This is a genomic window from Streptomyces sp. NPDC001678 (genome assembly GCF_042892945.1).
In the GTDB taxonomy this organism is placed as follows: domain Bacteria; phylum Actinomycetota; class Actinomycetes; order Streptomycetales; family Streptomycetaceae; genus Streptomyces.
Genome location: NZ_JBIAUP010000008.1, coordinates 302,573 through 327,472 on the forward strand (window position 1 = coordinate 302,573; position 24,900 = coordinate 327,472).

General features: G+C 72.6%; 22 protein-coding genes. 8 read left to right on the forward strand and 14 right to left on the reverse strand.

Annotated elements, in window-relative coordinates:
* Positions 1–249: 249 nt before the first annotated feature.
* The 3 genes from ACFYZR_RS19540 to ACFYZR_RS19550 all read right to left on the reverse strand — a co-directional run bounded on the left by ACFYZR_RS19540 (position 250) and on the right by ACFYZR_RS19550 (position 4,397).
* The gene (locus tag ACFYZR_RS19540) at positions 250–978 is read right to left on the reverse strand and encodes a GNAT family N-acetyltransferase (protein WP_391911787.1); all 729 of its coding nucleotides are present in this window, start codon (positions 976–978) and stop codon (positions 250–252) included.
* Between the two features lie 7 nt (positions 979–985).
* Complete coding sequence (locus ACFYZR_RS19545) at positions 986–2,941, reverse strand: IucA/IucC family protein (RefSeq protein ID WP_391911789.1); 1,956 nt, start codon at positions 2,939–2,941, stop codon at positions 986–988.
* A 100-nt stretch (positions 2,942–3,041) separates the two neighbouring features.
* Positions 3,042–4,397 (reverse strand): aminotransferase class III-fold pyridoxal phosphate-dependent enzyme, encoded by a 1,356-nt coding sequence (locus ACFYZR_RS19550; RefSeq protein WP_391911791.1) that lies wholly within the window; start codon positions 4,395–4,397, stop codon positions 3,042–3,044.
* 262 nt (positions 4,398–4,659) lie between these two features.
* On the opposite strand from ACFYZR_RS19550, the gene ACFYZR_RS19555 reads away from it, so the two are divergent.
* Complete coding sequence (locus ACFYZR_RS19555) at positions 4,660–5,862, forward strand: trypsin-like serine peptidase (protein ID WP_391911793.1); 1,203 nt, start codon at positions 4,660–4,662, stop codon at positions 5,860–5,862.
* A gap of 70 nt (positions 5,863–5,932) precedes the next feature.
* On the opposite strand, the gene hflX is transcribed toward ACFYZR_RS19555, so the two are convergent.
* From hflX to miaA, 6 genes are all read right to left on the reverse strand, one after another.
* Complete coding sequence (gene hflX, locus ACFYZR_RS19560; RefSeq protein ID WP_391911795.1) at positions 5,933–7,435, reverse strand: GTPase HflX; 1,503 nt, start codon at positions 7,433–7,435, stop codon at positions 5,933–5,935.
* Between the two features lie 147 nt (positions 7,436–7,582).
* Positions 7,583–9,067, reverse strand: a complete 1,485-nt coding sequence (locus ACFYZR_RS19565) for a M1 family metallopeptidase (RefSeq protein WP_391911797.1) — start codon at positions 9,065–9,067, stop codon at positions 7,583–7,585.
* Between the two features lie 183 nt (positions 9,068–9,250).
* The gene (locus tag ACFYZR_RS19570; RefSeq protein WP_391911799.1) at positions 9,251–11,389 is read right to left on the reverse strand and encodes a RelA/SpoT family protein; all 2,139 of its coding nucleotides are present in this window, start codon (positions 11,387–11,389) and stop codon (positions 9,251–9,253) included.
* 263 nt (positions 11,390–11,652) lie between these two features.
* Positions 11,653–12,540 carry a diaminopimelate epimerase gene (gene dapF, locus ACFYZR_RS19575; RefSeq protein ID WP_391911801.1) on the reverse strand — a complete coding sequence of 296 codons (888 nt, stop codon included), beginning with the start codon at positions 12,538–12,540 and terminating at the stop codon, positions 11,653–11,655.
* Between the two features lie 53 nt (positions 12,541–12,593).
* Positions 12,594–13,070, reverse strand: coding sequence for a hypothetical protein (locus tag ACFYZR_RS19580; protein WP_391911898.1), 477 nt, complete (start codon positions 13,068–13,070; stop codon positions 12,594–12,596).
* Positions 13,071–13,177: 107 nt separating this feature from the next.
* Positions 13,178–14,116 (reverse strand): tRNA (adenosine(37)-N6)-dimethylallyltransferase MiaA, encoded by a 939-nt coding sequence (gene miaA, locus ACFYZR_RS19585; RefSeq protein WP_391911803.1) that lies wholly within the window; start codon positions 14,114–14,116, stop codon positions 13,178–13,180.
* Positions 14,117–14,299: 183 nt separating this feature from the next.
* Here miaA and ACFYZR_RS19590 point away from each other — a divergent pair, with 183 nt between their 5' ends.
* Positions 14,300–14,551, forward strand: a complete 252-nt coding sequence (locus ACFYZR_RS19590) for a hypothetical protein (protein WP_311611003.1) — start codon at positions 14,300–14,302, stop codon at positions 14,549–14,551.
* Positions 14,552–14,582: 31 nt separating this feature from the next.
* Positions 14,583–14,840, forward strand: coding sequence for an antitoxin (locus ACFYZR_RS19595; protein WP_391911805.1), 258 nt, complete (start codon positions 14,583–14,585; stop codon positions 14,838–14,840).
* 108 nt (positions 14,841–14,948) lie between these two features.
* Here ACFYZR_RS19595 and ACFYZR_RS19600 read toward each other — a convergent pair whose 3' ends face one another.
* From ACFYZR_RS19600 to miaB, 3 genes are read right to left on the reverse strand one after another with little or no spacing between them, the layout of a single operon-like run.
* Complete coding sequence (locus ACFYZR_RS19600) at positions 14,949–15,659, reverse strand: class III extradiol dioxygenase subunit B-like domain-containing protein (RefSeq protein WP_391911807.1); 711 nt, start codon at positions 15,657–15,659, stop codon at positions 14,949–14,951.
* Between the two features lie 23 nt (positions 15,660–15,682).
* On the reverse strand, positions 15,683–16,165 hold the full coding sequence (locus ACFYZR_RS19605; RefSeq protein ID WP_391911809.1) for a hypothetical protein: 483 nt from the start codon (positions 16,163–16,165) through the stop codon (positions 15,683–15,685).
* A 20-nt stretch (positions 16,166–16,185) separates the two neighbouring features.
* Positions 16,186–17,682, reverse strand: a complete 1,497-nt coding sequence (gene miaB / locus ACFYZR_RS19610; RefSeq protein WP_391911811.1) for a tRNA (N6-isopentenyl adenosine(37)-C2)-methylthiotransferase MiaB — start codon at positions 17,680–17,682, stop codon at positions 16,186–16,188.
* A 165-nt stretch (positions 17,683–17,847) separates the two neighbouring features.
* Between miaB and ACFYZR_RS19615 the strand changes: the two genes are divergently transcribed.
* Positions 17,848–18,846, forward strand: coding sequence for a TAXI family TRAP transporter solute-binding subunit (locus tag ACFYZR_RS19615; protein ID WP_391911813.1), 999 nt, complete (start codon positions 17,848–17,850; stop codon positions 18,844–18,846).
* An 85-nt stretch (positions 18,847–18,931) separates the two neighbouring features.
* On the opposite strand, the gene ACFYZR_RS19620 is transcribed toward ACFYZR_RS19615, so the two are convergent.
* Positions 18,932–20,338, reverse strand: a complete 1,407-nt coding sequence (locus tag ACFYZR_RS19620) for a sensor histidine kinase (RefSeq protein WP_391911815.1) — start codon at positions 20,336–20,338, stop codon at positions 18,932–18,934.
* A 12-nt stretch (positions 20,339–20,350) separates the two neighbouring features.
* Entirely contained in the window at positions 20,351–21,061 is a 711-nt protein-coding gene (locus ACFYZR_RS19625; protein WP_391911817.1) for a response regulator transcription factor, read from the reverse strand.
* 257 nt (positions 21,062–21,318) lie between these two features.
* On the opposite strand from ACFYZR_RS19625, the gene ACFYZR_RS19630 reads away from it, so the two are divergent.
* From ACFYZR_RS19630 to ACFYZR_RS19645, 4 genes are all read left to right on the forward strand, one after another.
* Complete coding sequence (locus tag ACFYZR_RS19630) at positions 21,319–22,095, forward strand: amino acid ABC transporter ATP-binding protein (RefSeq protein WP_126916400.1); 777 nt, start codon at positions 21,319–21,321, stop codon at positions 22,093–22,095.
* Between the two features lie 116 nt (positions 22,096–22,211).
* A complete protein-coding gene (locus ACFYZR_RS19635) occupies positions 22,212–23,135 on the forward strand; it encodes a glutamate ABC transporter substrate-binding protein (RefSeq protein WP_391911819.1) in 924 nt (307 codons plus the stop codon).
* Between the two features lie 48 nt (positions 23,136–23,183).
* A complete protein-coding gene (locus ACFYZR_RS19640; protein WP_311611015.1) occupies positions 23,184–23,834 on the forward strand; it encodes an amino acid ABC transporter permease in 651 nt (216 codons plus the stop codon).
* Positions 23,831–24,730, forward strand: coding sequence for an amino acid ABC transporter permease (locus ACFYZR_RS19645; RefSeq protein WP_391911822.1), 900 nt, complete (start codon positions 23,831–23,833; stop codon positions 24,728–24,730). Before ACFYZR_RS19640 ends, ACFYZR_RS19645 begins: the two co-directional genes overlap by 4 nt.
* Positions 24,731–24,900 lie beyond the last annotated feature (170 nt).

Below are 24,900 nucleotides of genomic sequence, written 5' to 3' on the forward strand. Positions count from 1 at the left end.
GGCACTGACATCGAGGCCCGATGTCCGTCCTGGGCCTTTCCGGGCCAGGCCGCACAAACGGGCCGACCCGGACCGGCGAGGAGACCCGAACCGGCGAGGAAGCCCGAACCGACGATGAGGCCCGGACCGATGAGGAGCCCCGACCGGCCGGGAGGCCCGAACCGGCCAGGAAGCCCGACCGGCGAGGAAGCCCGGACCGGCCCGGAAGCCCACGACGGCCCCCGGCCCTCCCCCGCAGCCTCGTGATCGTCACAGGACGGCACGCAGCGCCCGGTCGCGGATCATCAGCGCCGCGCGTTTGCCGGGCAGCTCCACCTCGCCGCTCAGCCGGAAGCCCGCTCCGAGGAACGCCGCCGTGGACGGGGTGTTGCGCAGGTCCGGCTCCCCGACGACCCGGTCGCAGCAGGGGCGGTGCTCCAGGACCAGGTCGGCGACGGCCCGCAGGAGCAGCGTGCCGAGGCCCCGGCCCCGGTCGGCGACCTTGCCGATGAGGAAGTGGATCCCGGTGTCGTGCGGCCGGGCCGGGTAGTGGCGGGCGATCGGGTCGAGGTCGGCCCGGTAGACCTCCCAGTAGCTCATCGGGACCCCGGCGAGCACTCCGAGGCAGGGCACGCTGCGCCCGTCGCCGTCGAGCTGGGCCCGGAGGTGGTCGACGGTGGCGGGACCGGGCCCGGCCAGCTCCCAGAACGCCGCGACAGCGGGATCGTTCATCCACTGGGTGACCAGCCGCAGGTCGCGTTCGATCCGCACCGGGACGAGCTGGAACGGCCCCGCGTCGGTGCCCACCGGCCCCCAGTCGGCCAGGCCGTCCAGGAAGTCGCCCGCGCCTCCGGAGGGGCCGGGCCGACCCGGCCCCTCCGGGTGGTGGGCGTCGGCGGGTTCGGTGAGGTCGTGGACGGCGTGCTCGGCGGTGATGAGCTCGATGAGTTCGTCGGTCAGCCGGAGGTCGACGGTGTCGGCGCAGTCGTCGGCGTTCATCCGTGGCTCACCCCGCCGCCGTGGCCAGGGGGTTGGCGATGGTGACATAGACCGACTGGGAGTCCACGGGCCCGGAGAGCTCGTCGAGACCGCGCAGCCCGGTCAGCATGTTGGCCTTGCAGCGCAGCACGGGTTCCTCGAGCAGACGCCGGGGCAGGGTGGAGCGGGCCGGGGAGGCTCCGGACGCGACCTCTTTGAGGAAGCGGCGGAGCGCGGCGAGCAGGACGTGCTCGTCGGCGAGGCGCTGGGAGCCGAACGCGCCGATCAGGCCGAGGACGTTGTTGATGCCCAGGTAGTAGAGGAACCGTTCGTCGGCGACGGCGTCGGGGACGAAGGTGTCGCTCTCCCGCCCGATGCCCGGGAGCCGCTGTTCGAGCGCGGCGCGGTGGGAGTCGCGGAAGTAGTAGCCCTGGTTGTCGCGGTAGCGCCCGCCGACGGGCCAGCCGTCGGCGTCCAGCAGGACGAGGGTGTTCTGCTGATGGGCCTCCAGGGCGATGCCCGCCTCGCCGTCGAGCCAGAGGACGGGCCGGACGATCGCCTCGAGATAGCGCAGGAACCATTCCGTGGCGACGGCTCCGGCGGGCCGGCCCGTGCGGTAGGCGAGCCGGGCGACGGTGTCGGCCAGCCGGGAGTGGGTGGCGGGCCTGCCGGTGGCCCCCTGCCGGCCCGCCCACGGCCGGGGCGAGACGAGCCCGGCGAGGCACACGGCGTCGTCGCCGGGGCCGAAGGGGTTGTGCCGGATGACGGTGTCGAGCCCCCGCAGCGGGGTGCCGTCCGGGGCGTCGACGCCGATCCAGGCCGGGTCGCGGACGATGTCGAAGCCGTGGCCGCCGGCCCCGGCGGCCCGCCAGCGCTCGGCGAGGCCGCCGCGCAGCAGCCGGTGCACCTCGACGCCGCGCCGCAGTTCCTTGCGGAGGTTCTCGCGGCGGGAGTTGGTGACGCGCAGGCCGAGGGAGAGCTTGAGCATCGCGGGGGCGCCGGGCCGGTGCACGGTCCTGAGCGAGGACGTGGGGAACCAGGGCGCGCCCTGCGGACCGAGGTCGCGCAGCAGCCCGGCGTCGAAGAGCCGGGCGAACTCCGGGCGGTGGCGGATGTCGCGGGCCTGCCAGGGGTGCGCCGGCAGGGGGACGGTCCCGGGCGGCAGCTCCCGTTCCAGGTCCGGTCCGGCGAGGCGGGCCGTGAGGGCGGTGGCGTCGACGGGGCGGCCGCGTTCGGTCCAGGCCGAGTCGGCGACCAGCACGGAACGGTCGACGGCCAGCCAGTGCAGCGGGAAGCGGCCGCGCAGCTCGGGCGAGTAGGGCGCGGCCTCGGCGTCCGAGAGGCCTTCGCGGCTCTTGGGCGCGGGGTGCAGGGGGTGTCCGAGGAGCAGGGCCTGTTCGCCGTAGAGGAAGAGCTCGCCCTCGTCCGGGTCGGCGGGCCGCTCGCGCCGGTCGGTGAGGAACACGGCCGTGCGGCGGGCCGAGTCGGCGACGCGGGCGACCAGTTCGCCACCGTCGTCGGTGGGGGGACGGCCGGCCTGTGCGGCGCGGTGGGCGGCTTCCCGGCCGAGGAGGGCGGCCAGGGTGACGGCGTCGAAGGCGGGGGCGTCGTCGGGGCCGCCGGTCAGTGTGACGCGTCCGAAGCGGTGCCAGCCGGTCGCGGACCAGTAGTGCACCGGAACGCTCAGCGGGATGCCGCTGGCGTTGAGCGGCAGGTAGAGGATGTCGCCGTGGGGACGCTCGACGCCGTTCTCGCGCACCCAGCAGCGCAGCAGGTTCTCCACGGCGGCGGCGTCCGCTGCGGCTCGCGGGTCGGGGTCGTCCAGGGGTTCGGCGACGCCGTGCGGTCCGGCGGCGGGCAGTTCGGCGCGGGCGCCGTGCCCGCCGGGACGGTCGTGCTCGCCGGCGCCGCGGTGCGGGCGCGGCAGCGCCGGGGTCAGGGCCTGGCCGACGGGAGAGGCGTCGGTGGGGAGGGACGCGTTCATGCGGGGTGCGGCGTACAGGTCACGGCGTTCCGGCCGGGCTGCGGCGCCTTCCTCCTTCGGCGGTCGAGTGCGGCGGTCTGGAGAGTTCTGGTGCGGCGGTCTAGGGAGCGGGGTGCCGGCGGACGGTGCGGGAGGCCGCGGCGACGGCGTCGGACAGCCGGTCGAGGACGGCCTCGGCCTGCTCGTCGGTGAGGGTGAGGGGCGGCAGCAGCCGGATCACCGGGGGGCGGCGGTCGCTCAGCCCGACGATCAGCCCGCGGCGCAGGCATTCCCGCCGTACGGCCTCGGCGAGAGCGCCGGCGGAGGGCGTACGACGACCTGAGGCCGGGACGTCCGCGCCGGACGCGGGACCGGCCCCCGGACCGGACACGGAGGGCTCGGAGAACTCGGAAAACGCGGAGGGCTCTGAGGACGCGGAGGACCCGAAGGGCTCGGAGCCGGCCTCGGGGTCGGTGACCTCGATGCCGATCATCAGCCCCTTGCCGCGTACGTCCGCGACGCACTCGTGCTCCCGCGCGAGCCGCCGCAGCCGTTCGAGCATCCGGGCGCCGAGGACGGCCGCGCGGCGGTCCAGCCCGTTCTCCCTGATGTGGCGCAGGGTGGCCGTGCCCGCGGCCATGGCGAGCTGGTTGCCCTGGAAGGCCGCGGTCGCGTCCCGATGGCGCGGCCGGGCGCCGAGGTCGTCGCGGTGGACGATGACGGCGAGGGGGAGGCTGCCGCCGATGGCCCGGGACAGGACCATGACGTCGGGGACGACGCCGCTGTGCTCGACGGCCCAGAAGGCGCCCGTGCGCCCGGCCCCCGTCCACGTCTCGTCGGCGACGAGCGGCACGGCCCGCGCCGCGCTGATGTCGCGGAGCCGTCGCAGCCGTTCGTCGGGCAGCGGCATCACCGCGTCGCCCAGGACGGGCTCGACGACGAGCCCGGCGGGAAGGGGGGCGTCTCCGCGAACGTCGCCGATCGGACAGCCGGTCGTGCCCACCCCGCCGTCCGCGAGGACGTGGAGTCCGTAGCGGCCGGTCGCGGCGCGGACGAGCCGGAAGGCGTCGGCCATCGCTTCGGCGGCGGTGGGGCCGCAGAACCGGATCCGGGCCGAGTCGGCCAGTCCTCGCGGGAGGGTCGCGAACAGCTCGTCCGCGAAGGCCTCCTGGACGGGGGTGGCGAGGTCCGGGACCTGAAGCGGTGCCCCGGAGTCGAGCACGGCGCGGATCGCCTCCAACACGACCGGGTGATTGTGGCCGAGCGCGAGGGCGCCGCCGCCCGAGAGGCAGTCGAGATAGCGGCGGCCGTCGGCGCCCTCGATGGTCAGGCCCCGGGCGCGCACGGGCACGACGGGCAGCGAGCGGGCGTATGTCCGGGCCGAGGGCTCCCGGGCCGGCTGCCGCCGGAGGGCGCCCGAGCGGCCGGGCCGGTGCGTCAAGGGCGGTGCGGGCGGCGGTAGTCGGGTCGGGGCCATGGCTCGGTTACCTCCTCCTGCCCGCTGAACGATGGTCGGTCGTCCCCCGTACGTACCAACGACGCCGCGAGCTGCGGATCACGGTCCGATCGCAAGATCCTTCGTTCCGGAACCGAGGACCCGCCCGCGCCCGTCTCCCCCGGCACCGGCATAGTGGGGGCCTGCCCCTCGCTGGGGCGGTGCATGACAAGTTCACGCCATGTCGCGCGCATAGCGGGCATGAGCTACCCAATACGTACAGATCACAGGGGGAGCCCACTCCATGCCATCGACAAGGCGGCCTGTCCTGGCCGCGGCAGCCCTCACCGCCGTCCTGGCGCTGTCGGCCACCGCGTGCGGCCCGTCCGACGACAAGGCCGGGGGCGACACCAAGCCCAGCGCGGCCGCGAGCCAGAAGGGCGACGACTTCCCCAGCCTGCCCAAGGGCATCACCGCGGGGGACCTGGACAAGTGGAAGAAGAAGTGGCAGGACGGCGCCTGGAAGAACTGGGACAAGGACCAGTGGCTCCGTGAGGCCCGTGACTTCATCAACCCCATCATCAAGGGCCACTGGAAGCCCGACACGATGAAGGACGCCCACTCCAGCGACAAGACGCTGGCCACCCAGGGCGCCCCCGGCACCGTGCCGGGCAGCGGGGCGAGCGACCAGGGCGTCACCGACCCGGAGCCGCGTCCGGTCACCGCCAAGGCCGTCGGTCTGCCGTACCACAACAACGCCGCCCCGGTGGGCAAGGTCTTCTTCGACAGCCCCGAGGGCCACATGGTCTGCTCGGGCACGGTCGTCAAGGACCCGGCACACCCCGGCAAGTCCAACCTGGTGTGGACCGCCGGCCACTGCGTGCACGCCGGCCAGAAGGGCGGCTGGTACCGGAACATCGCCTTCGTGCCGTCCTACAACGACAAGGGTCTCCCGGGGGCGCAGGTCAACAGCGCTCCGGTGCAGGACGTCGCCCCGTACGGCCTGTGGTGGGCGGACTGGGCGCAGACGTCGTCGCAGTGGATCACCCAGGGCGCCGAGACCGGCGGCGCGGGCGCGCCGTACGACTTCTCCGTGCTCCATGTGAAGTCCGAGAACGGCAACGGGAAGTCCCTGGAGGAGACGGTCGGCAACGCCCTCACCGTCGACTTCAGCACCCCGCAGGTGAAGTCCATCAGCAGCATGGGGGCCTGGGGCTACCCGGCGGCGCCGCCCTTCGACGGGCAGAAGATGTACGACTGCGTGGACAAGCCGGGCCGTCTGACCATCGAGTCGTCGCAGCCCACGATGTACCGCATCGGCTGCACCATGACGGGCGGTTCGTCCGGTGGTGGCTGGTTCGCCAACGGCCCGGACGGCAAGCCGGTACTGGTCTCCAACACCTCGATCGGCCCGGCCAACAGCACCTGGCTGGCGGGTCCGCGCCTGGGCCCGGAGGCCAAGGGCGTCTATGACGCGCTGAGCCAGAAGTTCGCGAACAAGCAGTAGCGAGCGGAAGCACACAACGAGCGAAGGCCCGCCCCGACGTCGGTCGGGGCGGGCCTTCGTGTCGCCGGCGTCAGGGCCGGGCGGCCGGTACGAACCGCTGGAGCTCGGCGGCGAGCTCCTCATGGACCCGGGCCTTGATCAGAGTGCCCTCCGGGGTGTGCTCCTCGGAGATCACCTCGCCGTCCTTGTGCACCCGGGCGATCAGCGAGCCATGGGTGTACGGCACGAGCGCCTCGATCTCCACGGCGGGGCGCGGCAGCTCGGAGTCGATCAGGGCCAGCAGCTCAGCGATGCCCTCGCCGGTCCGCGCCGACACCGCGATCGAGTGCTTCTCGACGCGCAGCAGCCGCTGGAGGATCAGCGGGTCGGCCGCGTCCGCCTTGTTGATCACCACGATCTCGGGCACGTCGACCGCGCCGACGTCCCGGATCACCTCGCGCACGGCGGCCAGCTGCTCCTCGGGCGCCGGGTGGGAGCCGTCCACCACGTGGAGGATCAGGTCGGAGTCGCCGACCTCCTCCATGGTGGAGCGGAACGCCTCGACGAGGTGGTGCGGCAGGTGCCGGACGAATCCGACGGTGTCGGCGAGGGTGTAGATCCGGCCCGAGGGCGTCTCGGCGCGGCGGACGGTCGGGTCCAGGGTGGCGAACAGGGCGTTCTCCACCAGCACGCCCGCGCCGGTGAGCCGGTTGAGCAGCGAGGACTTGCCGGCGTTGGTGTAGCCCGCGATGGCCACCGACGGGATCTTGTTCCGTCGGCGCTCCTGGCGCTTGATGTCGCGGCCGGTCTTCATCTCCGCGATCTCCCGGCGCATCTTCGCCATCTTCTCGCGGATCCGCCGCCGGTCCGTCTCGATCTTGGTCTCACCGGGACCACGGGTGGCCATGCCGCCGCCGGAGGAACCGGAGCCACCACCACCCATCTGCCGGGACAGCGACTGGCCCCAGCCGCGCAGCCTCGGCAGCATGTACTGCATCTGGGCCAGGGAGACCTGGGCCTTGCCCTCTCGGGACTTGGCGTGCTGGGCGAAGATGTCGAGGATCAGGGCGGTGCGGTCGACGACCTTGACCTTGACGACGTCCTCGAGGTGGATGAGCTGGCCGGGGCTGAGCTCACCGTCGCAGACGACGGTGTCGGCGCCGCTCTCCAGGACGATGTCCCGCAGCTCCTGGGCCTTGCCCGAGCCGATGTAGGTGGCCGGGTCCGGCTTGTCACGGCGCTGGATCACACCGTCGAGGACCATCGCGCCGGCCGTCTCGGCGAGGGCGGCGAGCTCCGCGAGGGAGTTGTCGGCGTCCTGGACCGTGCCGGACGTCCAGACGCCGACCAGCACCACGCGCTCCAGGCGCAGCTGCCGGTACTCGACCTCGGTGACGTCCTCGAGCTCGGTCGAGAGCCCCGCGACGCGCCGCAGGGCGGCGCGCTCGGAGCGGTCGTACTGCTCGCCGTCACGCTCCCCGTCGATCTCGTGGCTCCAGGCGACGTCCTCTTCCATCAGGGCGTCGGCCCGAAGGCTCTCCGGGAGGCTCTGCCGGTCCTGCCGGTCCTGGGGAAGGGAAGAAGAGGAGGTCATTTGATCCTTTGCTTGATTGACGACTGTGCGGGGTGCCCGCCCTCGCACCGAGGGCCGACGGCATCGACAACGTCCGGCGCGCTCCGGAGATTCCCCGGGACGGCCGCCTCGCCGACCCGTCGATGTTCCCATGCCGCCGCCGGGGCGTCACGCGGGTTTCGGCGGGGTCGTCTTCCAGTCGGGGTGCCCGGGCATGGGCGGGGTCGTCCGCTCGTAGAGCCAGGGGTGGAGGAACCGGGCCTGGTCCTGTCCGGAGACCTCGGAGGCGAGGGCGACGAAGTCGGCGGTGGTGGCGGTGGAGTCGTGGTAGCGGCGCACCCACTCGCGCTCCAGGCGGTCGAAGGCCGCCGTCCCGATCCGCTGGCGGAGGGCGTAGAGCACCAGGGCGCTGCCGTCGTAGCAGACCGGCCGGAAGATGCTGATCTTCTTGCCCGGCACGGGTGCCTTGATCGCCGCCGGGGGGCCTCCGTCGGCCCGCATCTGGTCGGAGAGCTGGTAGGCGACGCGCATCCGGTCCACCAGCTTCCGGCCCTTCCGCTCCTCCGCGTACAGCGATTCGTACCAGGTGGCGTGGCCCTCGTTGAGCCACAGGTCGGACCAGACGCGGGGGCTCACGCTGTCGCCGAACCACTGGTGGGCGAGCTCGTGAACCATGATCGACTCCACGTACCAGTCGGGGAAGCCGGCCTTGGTGAAGACGTCGCGCTCGAAGAGGGAGAGGGTCTGCGTCTCCAGCTCGAAGCCGGTCGAGGCATCGGCGATGAGGACCCCGTAGGTCTCGAAGGGGTAGTTCCCGACCCGCTTCTCCATCCACGCGATCTGGTCGGGCGTCTTGGCGGTCCAGCTCTCCAGGGCCTTCTGGTCGGCGGCGGGCACCACGTCCCGCAGCTTCAGCCCGCGCGGGCCGCCGCGCTGGGGCACGGTGGAGCGGCCGATGGCGACCTGGGCGAGCTCGGTGGCCATGGGGTGGAGGGTGCGATAGGTCCAGGTGGTGTTCGCCCCTTCGGTGGTGCGCCCGGCGGCCAGCCCGTTGGCGACCACGGTCAGCTCCTTGGGGGCGGTCACCCGGAAGGTGAACAGCGCCTTGTCGGAGGGGTGGTCGTTGCCGGGGAAGACCCGGTGGCCGGCGTCGGCCTGATTGGCCATGACGAGGCCGTCGGTGGTGGGCACCCAGCCGCCCTCGCCCCCGCCGCGCGGATCGCTGGTGTGGTGGACGGTGACGGTGAACGAGCTGCCGGAGGGCACCGGCTCCGTGGGGGTGACGACCACGTCCTCCCCGGCGGGGGTGAACTGGGCTGGTGCGCCGTTGACCTCGACCGAGGCGATGGTGCCGTGGGTGAAGTCCATGTTGAAGTCGTCCAGCCGCGCGGTGGACCGGGCGACGAACCGGGTCACGGCGTCCAGCGGCTGGTCGTTGGCGCGGTAGACGAACGAGATGTCGTAGGCCGCGATGTCGTAGCCGGGGTTGCCCAGGTGGGGGAAGAGCCGGTCGCCGATCCCCCGGGCCTCGGGGGTCGGCGGCGCGGCGGCGCCCAGGACCAGGACCGCCGCGGCCGCGAGGAGGGTGGCCCGGCGGCGCGGGAAGCGCCGGCGCTGCGGGGAACGCTCCCCGGGGGCGGGTGAGTGCGACATGCTCCACCGCTATCAGCGCGCGCCCGCACGCCGGTGGCGGCGCGGCGTCGGCCCACCCTTACGAGCGTCTTGGATGCTGGTACGAGTGTCGTATCGGACGACCGGCGGGCCCGCTCCCCGGCCGCTTCCCGCTCGCTCCCCCGGCCGGCGGGAGCGGGGCCCCTCCGGCCGGCGGGAGCGGGGCTACAGCGGGGCCGTCAGCGACCTGCCCGCCCGCTCGACGTCATAGACCCCCGGGACCCGGCGCATCGCCCGCATCAGCTCCGGCAGCTGGGCCGCGTCGGCCAGCTGGAGCGTGTAGGTGTGCCGTACGCGCTGCTCGTACGGCGGCTCGACGGCGGCGGAGATGACGGCGACCCCTTCGGCCGCGATGGCCTCGGTCAGGTCGGCGAGGAGATGCGGTCTGCTGAACGATTCCGCCCGCAGGGTCACGCGGTAGTCCCCGCCGCCCGTCCCGTCCGGGCTGCGCCAGCGCACCTCCACCGGCTGCCGTCCCGAGGTGACCATCCGGTCCACGACGGGGCACGGGGCGCGGTGGACCGTGACCGTGCCGCCGCGCACCGCGAAACCGGTGACCTCGTCGGGCGGTACGGGGGTGCAACAGCCCGCCAGCCGTACGCTCACGGCCGCCCGCCCGCTCTCGCCCGCCGCTCCGGTGACGACGGCGACGGGGTCGCGCGCGGCGGAGGCGGCCCGGGGGGCGGTCCGGGGCGGGCCGGGGGCGGGTGGCGCCGCCGGCGGGCCGTCGGCGGCGGGTTCGGGGGCCGGGTGGGCGGCCAGCCAGCGGTCGATGGCGATCCGGGCCGCCGGCGTACGCGCGTGCTCGCGCCACTCGGGCGAGGGGCCGGAGGCGCTGTCGGGGGACATCAGCAGATGGAGGGTGTCGCCGTCGCGCAGCACCGTGCCGAGGGCGGCCAGCCGGCCGTTGACCCGGGCGCCGATGCAGTGGTGCGCCCCGTCGCCGTACTGGGCGTAGGCCGCGTCGACGCAGCTGGAGCCCGCCGGGAGGCCGATGGTGCCGCCGTCGGCCCGGAAGACCGTGACCTCGCGGTCCTGGGCGAGCTCGTCGCGCAGGGAGGTCCAGAAGGTGTCGGGGTCGGGGGTGGCGCGCTGCCATTCCAGGAGACGGGAGAGCCAGCCGGGGCGGGTGGGGTCGACGCGCTCGCCGTCCGGCGCGTCGGGGGCGTCGGGGGCCGCGTAGGGGTTGCCGAGGGCGACGACGCCGGCTTCGGCGACCCGGTGCATCCGGTGGGTGCGGATGAGGACTTCGGCCGCCTGGCCGCCCTCGCCGGCGACGGCCGTGTGCAGCGACTGGTAGAGGTTGAACTTGGGGACGGCGATGAAGTCCTTGAACTCCGAGATGAACGGGGTGAAGCAGGTGTGGAGCTCGCCGAGGACCGCGTAGCAGTCGGCGTCCTCGGCGACCAGGACGAGCAGCCTGCCCAGGTCGGAACCGGTGAGCTCGCCGCGCTTGATCCGCACCCGGTGCACGGAGACGAAATGCCGGCGGCGGACATGGACTTCCGCGGTGATGCCCGCCTCGCGCAGGACGGCGCGCACCCGCGTCGCGGTGGCCTCCAGGGGGTCGGGGCGACCGGCGTGGGCGAGGACGAGCTCACGGGTGCGGGCGTACTCGTCGGGGTGGAGGATGGCGAAGACCAGGTCCTCCAGCTCCGTCTTGAGGGCCTGGACGCCCAGCCGCTCGGCGAGCGGGATCAGCACATCACGGGTGACCTTGGCGATGCGCGCCTGTTTCTCGGGGCGCATGACGCCGAGGGTGCGCATGTTGTGGAGGCGGTCGGCGAGCTTGATGGACATGACCCGGACGTCGTTCCCGGTGGCCACGAGCATCTTGCGGAAGGTCTCGGGCTCGGCGGCGGCGCCGTAGTCGACCTTCTCCAGCTTGGTGACGCCGTCGACGAGGAAGCGCACCTCCTCGCCGAAGGCCTCGCCCACTTGATCGAGGGTCACCTCGGTGTCCTCGACCGTGTCGTGGAGGAGGGACGCGGTCAAGGTGGTGGTCTCGGCGCCCAGTTCGGCCAGGATCAGGGTGACGGCGAGGGGGTGGGTGATGTAGGGCTCGCCGCTCTTGCGCGTCTGGCCGCGGTGGGAGGACTCGGCGAGGACATAGGCCCGGTGGAGGATGTCCAGATCGGCCCCGGGGTGGTGGCCGCGGTGGACCTTGGCGACGTGGTCGATGGCATCGGGGAGGCGGCCGCGGGCGCCGGAGCCGCTGAGCGCGGCGCGCCCCAGTCGTCTCAGGTCGATGCGACGGCCGCGCCTGCGGCCGGGAGCACCGGTGTTAGTGACCTCTGCGCCCATGGGCACCTCCGGCAGCGTCGACCGGCGGTCGGCTCACGCCTCCAGGCCGGTGCTTGATGCTACCGAGCCCATCACGCACCGCTCACCCGCTCTCGCCCAGAGTGAAACGGATCACCCATTCGAGGGAGCCGAGGCATGACACGGGCCGAGCGGCAAACGGTGGCGCGACGCCCGTACGGGCGTCGGACGGTGAGTGCGGAGGTCAGACGGTGACGGCAGGCATCAGACCGTGACGGCAGGCGTCACCGTGACCGCGGGCGGCCTCAGACGGTGACGGCGAAGCGGGAGGCGTCGAAGACGCCCTCCGCGACGATCACGGCGGGCCCGGTCATCTCGACGGTGCCGTCCGGGGTCTCGCTGATCACCAGGCGTCCGCCGGGAACGTCCACGGTGTAGGTGACGGGGTGGCCCAGGACGGCCGGGTCGGCGCCGTCGCGGCGGGCCGTCGCGACCATCACGGCGCAGGCGCCCGTGCCGCACGAGCGCGTCTCGCCCGAGCCCCGCTCGTGGACCCGCATGGCGACGTGGCGGGGGCCGCGGTCGACGACGAACTCCACGTTGACGCCGTCCGGGTAGGTGGCGGCGGGGGCGACGGCGGGGGCGGCGAACAGGTTCCCGGCATCGGCAAGGTCGTCGACGAAGGAGACGGCGTGCGGGTTGCCCATGTTGACGTTGCGCGCGGGCCAGTCGCGCTCACCGACGGTGACGGTGACCTCGCCCTCGGGGAGCTCGGCCCGGCCCATGGCGACGGTGATCCCGCCGGGCTCGCCCTCGGGCCCCGGCTTGGCGATGTGGGCATGGCGGACGCCGGCGCGGGTGGCGATCGCGAGGTCGCCCTCCTCGACGAGGCCCGCCGCCTGGAGGTAGCGCGCGAACACCCGGACGCCGTTGCCGCACATCTCGGCGACGCTGCCGTCGCTGTTGCGGTAGTCCATGAACCACTCGGCCTCGGCGGCCATCGCCCGCGCCTCGGGGTGCGCGGCGGAGCGCACGACCCGGAGCACGCCGTCCGCGCCTATGCCCGCACGCCGGTCGCACAGGAGCGCGACGGCGGCCGGGGACAGCTCCAGGCGCCCGTCGTGGTCGGGGATGATCACGAAGTCGTTCTCGGTGCCGTGACCCTTGAGGAAGGCGATCTGCGCGGTGCTCACGCTTCGATGGTACGGGTCCCCGGCCGGGCGCCTTCGGCCGGTCCCGGCGCGGTTCAGCGCAGCCGTGCCACGCGCAGGACGGCGAGGAGAACGATCACGGCGACGACGGCCGTGTACCCGGCCACGTACCGCCAGTCCGGGCGCCGCCCGGAGCCGCGCGGCGGCAGGCCCGGCCAGGTGTAGCCCACGCGACGGGCCGCCATCACGCCCCAGCCGGCGGCGCAGCAGCTGATGAGCAGGCCGAGCACGGCGACGAGGGGCCCGCCGTCGCCGAATTCGAAGGCGAGCGGGAAGGCGAACATCAGCGAGCCGACGGCGGCCAGCACGACGATGGGCGCGAGCTGCCACAGCCGCAGCCTGCGCGGCGGGCGCAGCTCGCGGAACGAGGCGGGCGCCGTCGCGTCCGCCGTCGTCCCCTCGGTGTCCTCGGGGCCGTCCGGGGTCAGCACGTCCGGCTCTCCCCCGGCCGCCGCCGGGAGGTCCTCCCAGGACTGCGGCTGATGCGGTCTGTCACGAGGGCCGGCCTCCATCGCCACGCGCCCTCCCAACTCGCACTCCACGGCTCGATCGAAGCTTGATGATGGCACGTCGGACACGCTCCCCATGGCGTGCGGAGCGTCCCGATGCCATCACGTGATCAGGCTGTAATAGCCCGTTCGACCAACGCCAGCGCTCGCTCGGGAAGTTCCGCCCGCCGGTCGGCGGCGCCGCTCAGCCAGTGGACGCGGGAATCCCGCCGGAACCACGAGTCCTGCCGGCGCGCGAAGCGCTTGGTGGCCCGGACGGTCTCGGTGCGGGCCTCCTCCTCCGTGCACTCCCCCGCCAGGAAGGCGAGCACCTGCTGATAGCCGAGTGCGCGTGAGGCCGTGCGCCCCTCGCGCAGGCCCTCGCGCTCCAGGGCGCGCACCTCGTCGACGAGCCCGGCCTCCCACATCCGGTCCACCCGGACGGTGATCCGCTCGTCCAGTTCGGGGCGCTCGACGTCCACGCCGATCTGCAGGGCGTCGTAGACGGGCTCCTCGCCGGGCAGGTTCGCCGTGAACGGCCGGCCGGTGAGCTCGATGACCTCCAGGGCGCGCACGATGCGGCGGCCGTTGCCGGGCAGGATCGCGCGGGCGGCGGCCGGGTCGGCGGCGGCCAGCCGGGAGTGGAGCGCGCCCGGGCCGAGCTCCTCGAGCTCGGCCTCCAGCCGGGCCCGTACGGCCGGGTCGGTGCCGGGGAAGTCCATGGCGTCGATGGTGCCCTTGACGTAGAGCCCCGAGCCCCCGACGAGGACCGGCGTGCGGCCCTCGGCGAGCAGCCGGTCGATCTCGGCCCGGGCCAGCCGCTGGTACTCGGCGACGCTCGCGGCCACCTCGACGTCCCAGATGTCGAGCAGGTGGTGCGGCACACCCTGCCGCTCCTCCATGGTCAGCTTGGCTGTGCCGATGTCCATGCCGCGGTAGAGCTGCATGGAGTCGGCGTTGACGACCTCGCCGCCCAGGTGCTGGGCGAGGGCGACGCCGAGATCGGACTTGCCTGCCGCCGTGGGACCGACGACGGCGATGACCCGGGGTGCGGGAGCTGCGTTTCTCACCGCTTCAGTCTCCCAAACCTCCCGGGCACCCCACGAACGAGCGACGTGACGCGACGCAGACGGGTTCGTTGCCTGTTGCGAGGTTCCGAGAGCCGGTTCGCGGACCGGCGTGCGTGAGCGGCGCCATCGGACGCCCCTGACGACGCGGGATTTCCCTCACACCAGTAAGGTAATGGAGTAGATATGGGCGTGTTTGCAAGGCTTCTCGGCAGGTCGTCGTCGAAGTCCTCGGCGTCAACGGAAGAGGCCGCGGCTGCCACTCCGACGGCGGAATCCACCGACGCCGACGGGACGGCCGAGGCGCAGCCGGAGGAGGCGGCCGAGGCCAAGGCCGAGGAGACCGCGGACGAGACGGCCGAGGGAGTGGAGATCCCGAAGCAGCAGTCGGCGGAGAAGGCGGCCGACAGCGAGGCCGGTGAAGGCGCCCGCAAGTAGGTTCGGCAAGGAAAGACGAGGGGCGGTCACCATGGGCCTGATGGACAATCTCAAGGCCAAGCTAGGCCCGCTGAAGGACAAGGCCGGCGATCTCGCGCAGCAGCACGGGGACAAGATCGAGCAGGGGCTCGAGAAGGCCGCCAAGGTGGTCGACGAGAAGACCAAGGGCAAGTACAGCAGCCAGATCCGGACCGGTACGGGCAAGGCCAAGGACGCCCTCGGCCGCCTGGCCGAGCAGGAGGGCAAGCCCGGGGGCCCGGCCGGCGGCAAGGGCTCCGAGGCCTCCTGACCCTCGTCGTCACCTCAGTCGCCGACGGCCCGTGGAGCGCGCTCCACGGGCCGTCGGCGTGTGCGCGCCGTGACGCGCGGCCGGACTACGACCAGGCGCGCGGTTGGGCTACGACCAGGCGGCCACGAAGTAGCCCACGCCGTACGGGGCCTCGTCGTACAGCAGCGCGCCGTTCAGCCCCGCGCCCTCCCCCGCGCCCGCCAGGACCTGCCAGGGGGCGCGTCCGGCCGCCTGGAGCTCACGGGCCAGCCCGGGGTCCAGAGCGGCCAGAGCGGCCGTGTCGGCGGCTCCCAGGGCCCGTGCCGCCTCCGCGTCGAAGGGCTCGGCCCGCTCGTCCAGATAGCCCGGCGCCTTCACCGTGCGGCAGGCGCTGCCGTCGCCCATCACCAGGAGCGCGGTGCGCTCGGCCGTGGCGGCCAGTTCCCGGCCGGTCTCCAGGCACCGCCCGCTCTCCAGCGCGGCTCCGACGCCCAGGCCCTCGACCGGCGCGGCGGCCCACCCCGTACGCTCCAGCAGCCACGCGGCGACGGCCAGGGGCTGCGGGAGCCGGCGTTCACCGGCGGGATCCCCCGTGCCGAGCCGTACGTCGAGGTCCACGCCCAGGCCGCGGAAGGACCCGGGGGAACCCTGTGGGTACGTGCCGTCGCCGTCGTGCGGGGCGGGGCCCACGACGACGAGCCGGTCGGGACGGGCGGCCGCCAGCACGGCCACCGCGTCCAGGCAGGCGGCCCGCAGGCCGTCCAGCTCGGACGCGGCCCCGGCGGCCACGTCGGGGACCAGCAGGGGCGGGCAGGGGCATACGGCGGCGGCGACGAGCATGGCCGCACCCTAGCAATTCGCGATCAGCGGTCGCCGGGCTTCCCCGGCTCGTTTCCCGGACCGTCGCGCAGCCATTTCTCCGCCGGGTCCCACGGCTCGGGCACCGGCTCGGGCGAGGGCGGCGGGGGCTTCAGCACTGGGAGCGGGAACGGCTCGGCGTACCCGCTCCCCGGCCGCCTGTCCCGGTAGGCGTCCAGCGGGGGCTCCGGATCGTCCGGCTCGGGCGGCCGCGGATCGCTGTCGTACAGCAGCTCCGCCACGCTGAAGCGGGTGATGAAGGTGTCCCACGCCCCGTCCACCACCTGGGCGAAACCGTCCGCAGTGCGCAGCAGGCGGGTGCGCCTGGGGCTGAAGGGATGCTGCGGTACGTGACGCCGGGCACGCGCCTCGAGCTCTCGCAGAGCCTCCTCGCGCGTGCCCTCGACGTGGGCGACGACGGCGGCCGTCCAGTGCTTGCGCTCCGCCGACCCCGTCGTCGTCTCGACGACGAGCCCCCAGGTCGTCACACCGCCCCCCTCATGACCGCTCAGTCGCAGCCGCAGCCCGGCCCCGCCGCGGGCGCCGGCGTCGGCGCGGGGGCACCGATGCGCGGGAGGCCCAGCATCACGCCCTTGGGCTTCTCCGCCGGAGCGGCGTTGCGCTTCTCCCAGGCGTCGCCCGCGCGCGTGCGGCGGACGGCCTTGGACGGGCCCTCGGCCAGCAGGTGGTGGGGGGCGGCGTAGGTGATCTCGACGGTGACCACGTCGCCCGGGCGGACGTCCTCGTCCGGCTTGGTGAAGTGGACCAGGCGGTTGTCGGGGGCGCGGCCGGAGAGGCGCCGGGTGGCGTCGTCCTTGCGGCCCTCGCCCTCGGCGACCATGACCTCCAGGACCCGGCCGACCTGCTTCTTGTTCTCCTCCCAGGAGATCTCCTCCTGAAGGGCGACCAGACGCTCGTAGCGCGCCTGCACGACCTCCTTGGGGATCTGCCCGTCCATGGTCGCCGCCGGGGTGCCGGGGCGCTTGGAGTACTGGAAGGTGAAGGCGTTCGCGAAGCGGGCCTCGCGGACCACGTGCATGGTCTGCTCGAAGTCCTCCTCGGTCTCGCCGGGGAAGCCCACGATGATGTCGGTGGAGATGGCGGCGTCCGGCATGGCGGCGCGCACCTTCTCGATGATGCCCAGGAAGCGCTCCTGGCGGTACGAGCGGCGCATCGCCTTGAGGACCGTGTCCGAGCCGGACTGGAGCGGCATGTGCAGCTGGTGCATCACGTTCGGCGTCTCGGCCATCGCGGCGATCACGTCGTCGGTGAAGTCGCGCGGGTGGGGCGAGGTGAAGCGGACGCGCTCCAGGCCCTCGATCTGGCCGCACGCGCGCAGCAGCTTGGAGAACGCCTCGCGGTCGCCCATGTCGGAGCCGTAGGCGTTGACGTTCTGGCCGAGGAGGGTGATCTCGCTGACGCCCTCGGCGACGAGCGCCTCGACCTCGGCGAGGATGTCGCCCGGGCGGCGGTCCTTCTCCTTGCCGCGCAGCGCGGGGACGATGCAGAAGGTGCAGGTGTTGTTGCAGCCGACGGAGATGGAGACCCAGGCCGCGTAGGCGCTCTCGCGGCGCGTGGGCAGCGTGGAGGGGAAGGCCTCCAGCGACTCGGCGATCTCGACCTGCGCCTCCTCCTGGACGCGGGCGCGCTCCAGCAGCACCGGCAGCTTGCCGATGTTGTGGGTGCCGAAGACGACGTCGACCCAGGGGGCCCGCTTGACGATCGTGTCGCGGTCCTTCTGGGCGAGGCAGCCGCCGACGGCGATCTGCATGCCGGGCCGCTTCGTCTTCATCGGGGCCAGGCGGCCGAGATTGCCGTACAGCTTGTTGTCGGCGTTCTCCCGCACCGCGCAGGTGTTGAAGACGACGACGTCGGCCTCGCCCTCGGCGGTGCCTTCGGGCGCGCGGACATAGCCCGCGTCCTCCAGCAGGCCGGACAGCCGCTCGGAGTCATGGACGTTCATCTGGCACCCGTAGGTGCGCACCTCGTATGTCTTCGCACTCATCTCAATCGACCAGGGTACGTGGTCGCTCGGACAGCCCGCCCCCGCGTTTCCCCGGCACCCGTCTCCCCGCCCCCGTCTCCCCGCCGCCCCGCCCCGTGATCACCGCCCCGCGACGCTCCTCGCCGAGGCCTGGTCGGCGGGGCGGCGGGCTGGCAGGATCCGACCGTGCTTCCCCGATTCGCGCGCCCGGGCGGGCGCCGCGCCGCGCGGGCGGGCGCGGTGGCGGCCGCCGTGCTCGCCCTGCTGCTGTGGTCGTTGTGGCCGCCCGGCCGCGGGCCGGCGCCGACCGATGAGATCAAGGTCGCGACGGGGGTGGCGACCGGGGTGTACGAGCGGTACGGCAAGGTCCTCAAGGAGAATCTGGCCCGGGACCTGCCGGCCCTGAGGGTGCGGCTGCGGCCCAGTCAGGGCTCCCTCGACAATCTGCGGCAGCTCACGAACCACGAGGCCGACTTCACCTTCGCCACGGCCGACGCAGTGGCCACCTACCGGGACCGCAAGCAGCCGGGCGCCGGACGGCTGCGGGCGTGTGCACGGCTCTACGACGACTACATGCAGCTGGTGGTGCGCAAGGACTCCCCCGTGCAGTCCACCCGGGATCTCGCGGGGCTGCGGGTGGGGGTGGGCGCGAACGGGTCGGGGGTGCAGCTGATCACCCGGCGGCTGCTCCAGGCCGCCGGCCTCGACCTCGAGAAGGACATCACACCGCGGCGGGTGGGCATCGACCAGATGCCGGGGCTGCTGGAGAACGGCGAGCTCGACGCGTTCTTCTGGTCCGGCGGGCTGTCCACCGACGCCGTCAGCAAACTGGGAAAGCGGCTGCCGATAAGGCTCGTCCAGCTCGGGGACCTCATCGAGCCCCTCCACCGGATGGGGCGGCAGACGCGCTACTACCGGTCGGCGATGATGCCGACGGACGCCTATCCCGAGCTGAACGCCCCCGGCGTCGTCCAGACGATCGCGATCGCGAATCTCCTCGTCACCAGGGACGACATCGACGCGGATCTCGCCGAGAGCGTCACCCGCACGGTCATAGAAAGCCGCGACCCCATCGGCAAGAAGGTGAACGCCGCGCAGAAAGTGGACCTCCGCACGGCCATCTTCACCGACCCCCTGGAGCTCCACGCCGGAGCGCGCCGCTATTACCTGTCGGCCAAGCCGTAAACATCCTTTCCGGGGACGATTGCGGTCGCGACGCCGAACGCCCCGGGCACCCCGTGTGCCCGGGTGCCCGGGGCGTGGTGTGGGCTCAGCCGCCATGGCGCGGGACGGCGATCGTCGCGCGCAGCCCGGTCGGATTGTTCGGCTCGTACGTGAGCGTGGCCCCGCCGGCGGCGAGCAGGGCGCGGGAGATGGACAGCCCGAGGCCGGAACCGGAGACGTTCTGGTGGCGGCTGCTGCGCCAGAAGCGGTCGCCGACGCGGGTGAGCTCCTCCTCCGTGAGGCCGGGACCGCCGTCGGCCACCGTGATGTCGACCCGGTCGCCGGACACGGCGACGGTGACCTCGACACGGGCGTTCTCGGGCGTGAACTTGAGCGCGTTGTCCACGATCGCGTCGAGCGCGCTGGAGAGGGCGACGGGGTCGGCCCAGCCGGTCGCCGCGGCGGGCCCCCGGTAGGTGAGGGCGATCTTCTCGCGGTCGGCTACCGGGGACCAGGCGCCCACCCGGTCGGTGACGATCTCGGCTATGTCGGTGAGCTGGGAGTCGCCGGGGGCGTGCTCGGCCAGGGCGAGGTCCAGCAGATCGTCCAGGACGCGGGCCAGCCGTTTGCCCTCGGCGCGCACCGAGGTGACCTCCCCGTGGCCCTCGGGCAGGTCGAGGGCCAGCAGGTCGATGCGCAGCAGCAGCGCGGAGAGCGGGTTGCGCAGCTGGTGCGAGGCGTCGGCGACGAAGGCGCGCTGCTGCTCCAGGACGTCCTCGACGTTGTCGGCCATCTCGTTGAACGAGCGCGCCAGCCTGCGCAGTTCCGGGGGTCCGCTGTCGGCGACGACCCGGGACTTCATCCGGCCGGTGGCGATGTCGTGGGCGGCGACGTCGAGGGTGCGTACGGGCTTGAGCACCCACCCGGTGAGCCGGAACGCCGCCGCGACCGCCACCAGCATCGCCGCCGTCTCCCCGGCCGCGATCAGCAGCCAGTCGCGCAGGATGAGGGAGCGCAGCCGGCCGGTGGGCGAGTCCGTGACGACGACGGCGACGACGTCGCTGTCGCGGATGACGGGCGAGGCGACGGTGAGCCGGTCGTGGCGCCAGGGCCAGATCTGTCCCGGGTCGCGGCTGCGACGCCCGGCCAGCGCGTCCTGGAAGGCCGCCCAGCTCTCGCCGGCCTTGGGCAGGACCCAGCCCGCGGGGGCGACCGTCAGGGGCTTTCTCTCGCGGGAGAAGACGCCGGCGCGGATGCCGTACAGCTTCTCGTAGCGGGCGAGTTCGCGCTGGAGGCTGAGCTGCCGGTCGCCGCTCCCGCCGGCCTCGGACGGCTCGGGGGTGCGGTAGCCGGCGAACTGGGCGAGGGCGGCGAAGCGGGCGGTGTCGTCGATGCGGTCGACGACGACGCGCTGCTGGCGCACGGCGGCCATGCCGGCGGCCAGCGGGAGGCCGAGGGTCATCAGGATGCCCGCCATCAGCACGATGAGCAGCGGGAGGAGTCGGGCGCGCACGGGGTGCCGCGACTACCGGACCGGGACGACGATCTTGTAGCCCACGCCCCGGACGGTCTCGATGAGGGCGGGCATCCGCAACTTGGCGCGCAGCGAGGCGATGTGCACCTCCAGGGTGCGTCCGGTCCCTTCCCAGCTGGTGCGCCACACCTCGCTGATGATCTGTTCCCTGCGGAAGACGACTCCGGGGCGCTGGGCGAGCAGTGCGAGCAGGTCGAACTCCTTGCGGGTGAGGGCGACGGCCGAGCCGTCCACGCAGACACGGCGGTTGGGGAGCTCGATGGTCAGGGCGCCCAGGCCGATGACGCTCGTGTCGCCTTCGGGGGCGTGCGACTGGCCCGGCGCGCTCTCGTGGGGCGGATTGCGCCGGGCGACGGCGTGGATACGGGCGAGCAGTTCACCGGTGTCGTAGGGCTTGACCACGTAGTCGTCGGCGCCGAGGTTCAGGCCGTGGATCTTCGAGCGGGTGTCGGCGCGGGCGGTCACCATGATGACGGGCGTGGTGGTGCGCTTGCGGATCCTGCCGCAGACCTCGAAGCCGTCCTGGTCGGGCAGTCCGAGGTCGAGCAGGACGACGCCGAAGGGCGACCGTTCGTCCGGGAGCAGGGCCCGGAGGGCCTCCTCGCCGCTCCGGGCGTGGGTGACGTCGAAGCCGTGCCGGGCCAGGACGGCGGACAGGGCCGCGGCGACGTGGTCGTCGTCCTCCACGAGCAGCAGTCTCATAGGCCCCCTCCGCGCGGCTCGGTGCGGTATCACCGCATCCACGCCGATGCGCTCCCGGTACGTCAAGGGGTTCCTGCCCCCACGGGGGCATCCGTTATCCAGCCGGTACTCCGGACCGGGGCGTTCCGGCGATCTGACGCTATGTGTCCGTTTGAGTCCGGATCGTTATGCTCAATTTCAGCTCAGATGTAATGACGCTGGTCTGCGCCGCTCATTAGGGTCCTCCCCAACCGAGGAGGACGGAGCGAGGAGCGCCGATGAACGAGATATCGGTGACCAAGGACGTGGCGCCCGCCGCGGACGCCCTGGTCGTCCTGGACAAGGTCAACAAGCACTTCGGCGCGCTGCACGTGCTCCAGGACATCGACTTGACCATCGCCCGCGGCGAAGTGGTGGTCGTCATCGGGCCGTCGGGGTCGGGCAAGTCGACCCTGTGCCGCACGATCAACCGGCTGGAGACGACGGACTCCGGTTCCATCACCATCGACGGGAAGCCCCTGCCCCAGGAGGGCAGGGAGCTGGCACGGCTGCGCGCCGACGTGGGCATGGTCTTCCAGTCGTTCAATCTCTTCGCCCACAAGACCGTGCTGGAGAACGTGACGCTGGGGCAGGTGAAGGTCCGCAGGAAGGACCGGAAGTCGGCCGAGGCCACGGCCCGTTCCCTGCTGGACCGGGTGGGTGTGGGAGCCCAGGCGGAGAAGTACCCCGCCCAGCTCTCCGGCGGTCAGCAGCAGCGTGTGGCGATCGCCCGGGCGCTGGCCATGGACCCGAAGGTGATGCTCTTCGACGAGCCGACCTCGGCCCTGGACCCGGAGATGATCAACGAGGTGCTGGAGGTCATGCAGCAGCTCGCCCGGGACGGCATGACCATGGTCGTCGTCACGCACGAGATGGGCTTCGCCCGCTCCGCCGCGAACCGCGTGGTCTTCATGGCGGACGGCCGCATCGTCGAGGAGGCGCGGCCGGACCAGTTCTTCAGCAACCCGCGCAGCGACCGGGCCAAGGACTTCCTGTCGAAGATCCTGCACCACTGAGCTCACGACAGCGCTCCTCTCCGCACCGCCCCTCCGCACCGCCCTTCCTTCTCCGCACCGCGCTTCCCCGCCGCTCCACCGCCCCCGAGGTCCCGCAGACGCAAAGGATGTCCTTCATGAAGCTCCGCAACACCGCGGCGGCGGCCGCCGTCGTCGTCGCGCTGGCCGTCTCCGCCACCGCCTGCGGCAAGTCGGGCAGCCCCGACGACAAGAGCGACAAGAGCAGCGGCGGCGCCTCCGCCGCCGCGGACCTGCCGAAGTACCCGGTGAACTCCGCCGCGGACGTCAAGGGCTCGTCGGTCTTCGAGAAGGTCAAGGGCAAGACGATCACCATCGGCACCAAGGCGGACCAGCCCGGCCTGGGCTTCGAGAACCCCGGCACCAAGAAGCGCTCCGGCTTCGACGTGGAGATCGCCCGGATGATCGCGGCCGATCTCGGCTTCGACGAGGCGCACATCAAGTTCGTGACGGTCCCCTCCGAGGCGCGCGAGACGCAGATCGCCAGCGGCGGCGTCGATCTGTACGTCGGTACGTACACGATCAACGACGAGCGCAAGAAGCAGGTCGGCTTCGCCGGCCCGTATTACATCGCCGGGCAGGACCTGCTGGTGAAGGCCGACAGCTCGATCAAGGGCCCGGACGACCTCAAGGGCAAGAAGGTCTGCTCGGTGACCGGTTCCACCCCGCTGAAGCGGATCAAGGAAGCCAAGTACGGCGTGGCCGAGGCCAAGGCGCAGCAGGGCTACCAGCTGTGTGTGCAGGAGCTGGTCAACGGTTCGGTCGACGCGGTCACCACGGACGACGCGATCCTCAAGGGCTACGCGGCCGAGAACAAGGGCGCGCTGAAGGTCGTCGGCAACCCCTTCTCCAAGGAGCCCTACGGCGTCGGCCTCAAGAAGGACGACACGGCGCTGCGCGAGGCGGTCAACAAGGCCATCGAGGCGCACGAGAAGAACGGCGACTGGAAGAAGGCCTACGACGCCACGCTGGGCCGCTCGGGCGTCCCCGCCTCCACCCCGCCCGCGATCGAGCGCTACTGACCGGCGAGCGGTGCCGGACGACCGCCTCGCGATACCCGGAGAAGTGACGTGAACGTTCTGTCGGACAACTTCGCGATGTTCCGCGAAGGTTTCATCGGCACCGTGGAACTAACGGTGCTCAGCGCGCTGCTCGCCCTGGTGCTGGGCACCCTCGTCGCGGCGTTCCGCGTCTCTCCGGTGCCCGCGCTGCGCGTCTTCGGCACCACGTGGGTGACGCTGCTGCGCAACACCCCGCTGGTGCTGCTCTTCCTCGCCGTCACCCTGGGGCTGCCGGCGCTGGGCCTGAAGGGCTGGGACTCCTTCTGGCTCGCCGTGCTCGCCATGGGCTGCTACACCTCGGCGTTCATCTGCGAGGCCATCAGGTCCGGGATCAACACCGTGCCGGTGGGCCAGGCGGAGGCCGCCCGGTCGATCGGGATGACCTTCGGGCAGACGCTGGCCGGGATAGTGCTGCCGCAGGCCGTCCGTACCGCGATACCGCCCATCGGCAGCCTTCTGATCGCCCTGGCCAAGAACACGGCCATCGCCTCGGGCTTCAACGTCACCGAGCTCGGCTCGGTGCAGAAGACCCTCAACGCCGCCTCGGGCTACAACATTTACGTGATCTTCCTATGGATCGCGATCTGCTACATCATCATCACCTTCACCATCAGCGGCCTGTTCCGGCTGCTGGAGAACCGACTGGCGGTGGCCCGATGAGCGGCAGCGTCCTCTACGACGTCCCCGGCCCCCGGGCCCGGGCCCGCAACCGCCTCTACGGCGCGCTGTCCACCGTCGCGATCGCCGGGCTGATCGGCTTCGTGGTCTACCGGCTGGACGCCACCGGGCAGTTCCAGGCCGGGCTGTGGGACGACTACGAGTACACCGAGACCCAGCAGCGGATCGTCGACGGCCTGCTGACCACCCTGAAGACCTTCGCGATCGCGGCCGTCCTCTCGCTGGCGCTGGGCACCGTGCTGGCCACCGCGCGGCTGTCCGACCACCGGCCGGTGCGCTGGGCGGCCACGGCGGTGGTGGAGTTCTTCCGGGCCATGCCGCTGCTCATCATGATCTTCCTGCTGTACGCAGCGGTCTTCACTTCCGACCCGATGTGGGCCCTGGTGATCGGGCTGACGCTCTACAACGGCTCGGTCCAGGCGGAGATCTTCCGTTCCGGGATCAACGCCGTCCCCCGGGGGCAGAGCGAGGCGGCGTACGCGATCGGGCTGCGCAAGACCCAGGTGATGACGGCCGTGCTGGTGCCGCAGGCCGTGCGCTCGATGCTGCCGTCGATCATCAGCCAGCTCGTGGTGACCCTCAAGGACACCTCGCTCGGCTTCATCATCCTCTACGAGGAACTGCTGTTCGTCGGCAAGGCCTTCGCCCAGCAGACCCCGCCCGTGAACGGCGTCTACGCCTTCATCCCGATGGTCATCGTCTTCGGCTCGATCTACATCCTGCTGTGTCTGGCGCTGTCCTCCGTCGCCACATGGGTCGAACGGCGCACACAGCGCTCCCGCAAGGGCAGGCCGCCGGCGATGCCCGCCGCGGGCGCGGTGCCGGGCACCGAGTCGACGGCGGGAGCCTCCGGCGCGGACGCCGCCGGGAACGGCTGACCGGACGGCGGTTGACGCCCCGTCGGTCGCACCGGACCGGCGGGGCGCACGCCTTCGGCGCGCCGTGACGGCGCCTCTGATCACTTGACGCACGCACCGGCAATGGGTTGCATACGTTCTGTGATCGCGCACCGTTTTCCCCCTGCCAGTCCCCGTACGTCCCGTACGCG

What these genes read in the sequence shown, in the direction of transcription:
- ACFYZR_RS19540 (WP_391911787.1), bottom strand. Translation starts at nt 978, where the DNA reads ATGAACGCCGACGACTGCGCCGACACCGTCGACCTCCGGCTGACCGAC.
- ACFYZR_RS19545 (WP_391911789.1), bottom strand. Translation starts at nt 2,941, where the DNA reads ATGAACGCGTCCCTCCCCACCGACGCCTCTCCCGTCGGCCAGGCCCTG.
- ACFYZR_RS19550 (WP_391911791.1), bottom strand. Translation starts at nt 4,397, where the DNA reads ATGGCCCCGACCCGACTACCGCCGCCCGCACCGCCCTTGACGCACCGG.
- ACFYZR_RS19555 (WP_391911793.1), top strand. Translation starts at nt 4,660, where the DNA reads ATGCCATCGACAAGGCGGCCTGTCCTGGCCGCGGCAGCCCTCACCGCC.
- hflX (WP_391911795.1), bottom strand. Translation starts at nt 7,435, where the DNA reads ATGACCTCCTCTTCTTCCCTTCCCCAGGACCGGCAGGACCGGCAGAGC.
- ACFYZR_RS19565 (WP_391911797.1), bottom strand. Translation starts at nt 9,067, where the DNA reads ATGTCGCACTCACCCGCCCCCGGGGAGCGTTCCCCGCAGCGCCGGCGC.
- ACFYZR_RS19570 (WP_391911799.1), bottom strand. Translation starts at nt 11,389, where the DNA reads ATGGGCGCAGAGGTCACTAACACCGGTGCTCCCGGCCGCAGGCGCGGC.
- ACFYZR_RS19580 (WP_391911898.1), bottom strand. Translation starts at nt 13,070, where the DNA reads ATGGAGGCCGGCCCTCGTGACAGACCGCATCAGCCGCAGTCCTGGGAG.
- ACFYZR_RS19590 (WP_311611003.1), top strand. Translation starts at nt 14,300, where the DNA reads ATGGGCGTGTTTGCAAGGCTTCTCGGCAGGTCGTCGTCGAAGTCCTCG.
- ACFYZR_RS19595 (WP_391911805.1), top strand. Translation starts at nt 14,583, where the DNA reads ATGGGCCTGATGGACAATCTCAAGGCCAAGCTAGGCCCGCTGAAGGAC.
- ACFYZR_RS19600 (WP_391911807.1), bottom strand. Translation starts at nt 15,659, where the DNA reads ATGCTCGTCGCCGCCGCCGTATGCCCCTGCCCGCCCCTGCTGGTCCCC.
- miaB (WP_391911811.1), bottom strand. Translation starts at nt 17,682, where the DNA reads ATGAGTGCGAAGACATACGAGGTGCGCACCTACGGGTGCCAGATGAAC.
- ACFYZR_RS19625 (WP_391911817.1), bottom strand. Translation starts at nt 21,061, where the DNA reads ATGAGACTGCTGCTCGTGGAGGACGACGACCACGTCGCCGCGGCCCTG.
- ACFYZR_RS19630 (WP_126916400.1), top strand. Translation starts at nt 21,319, where the DNA reads ATGAACGAGATATCGGTGACCAAGGACGTGGCGCCCGCCGCGGACGCC.
- ACFYZR_RS19635 (WP_391911819.1), top strand. Translation starts at nt 22,212, where the DNA reads ATGAAGCTCCGCAACACCGCGGCGGCGGCCGCCGTCGTCGTCGCGCTG.
- ACFYZR_RS19645 (WP_391911822.1), top strand. Translation starts at nt 23,831, where the DNA reads ATGAGCGGCAGCGTCCTCTACGACGTCCCCGGCCCCCGGGCCCGGGCC.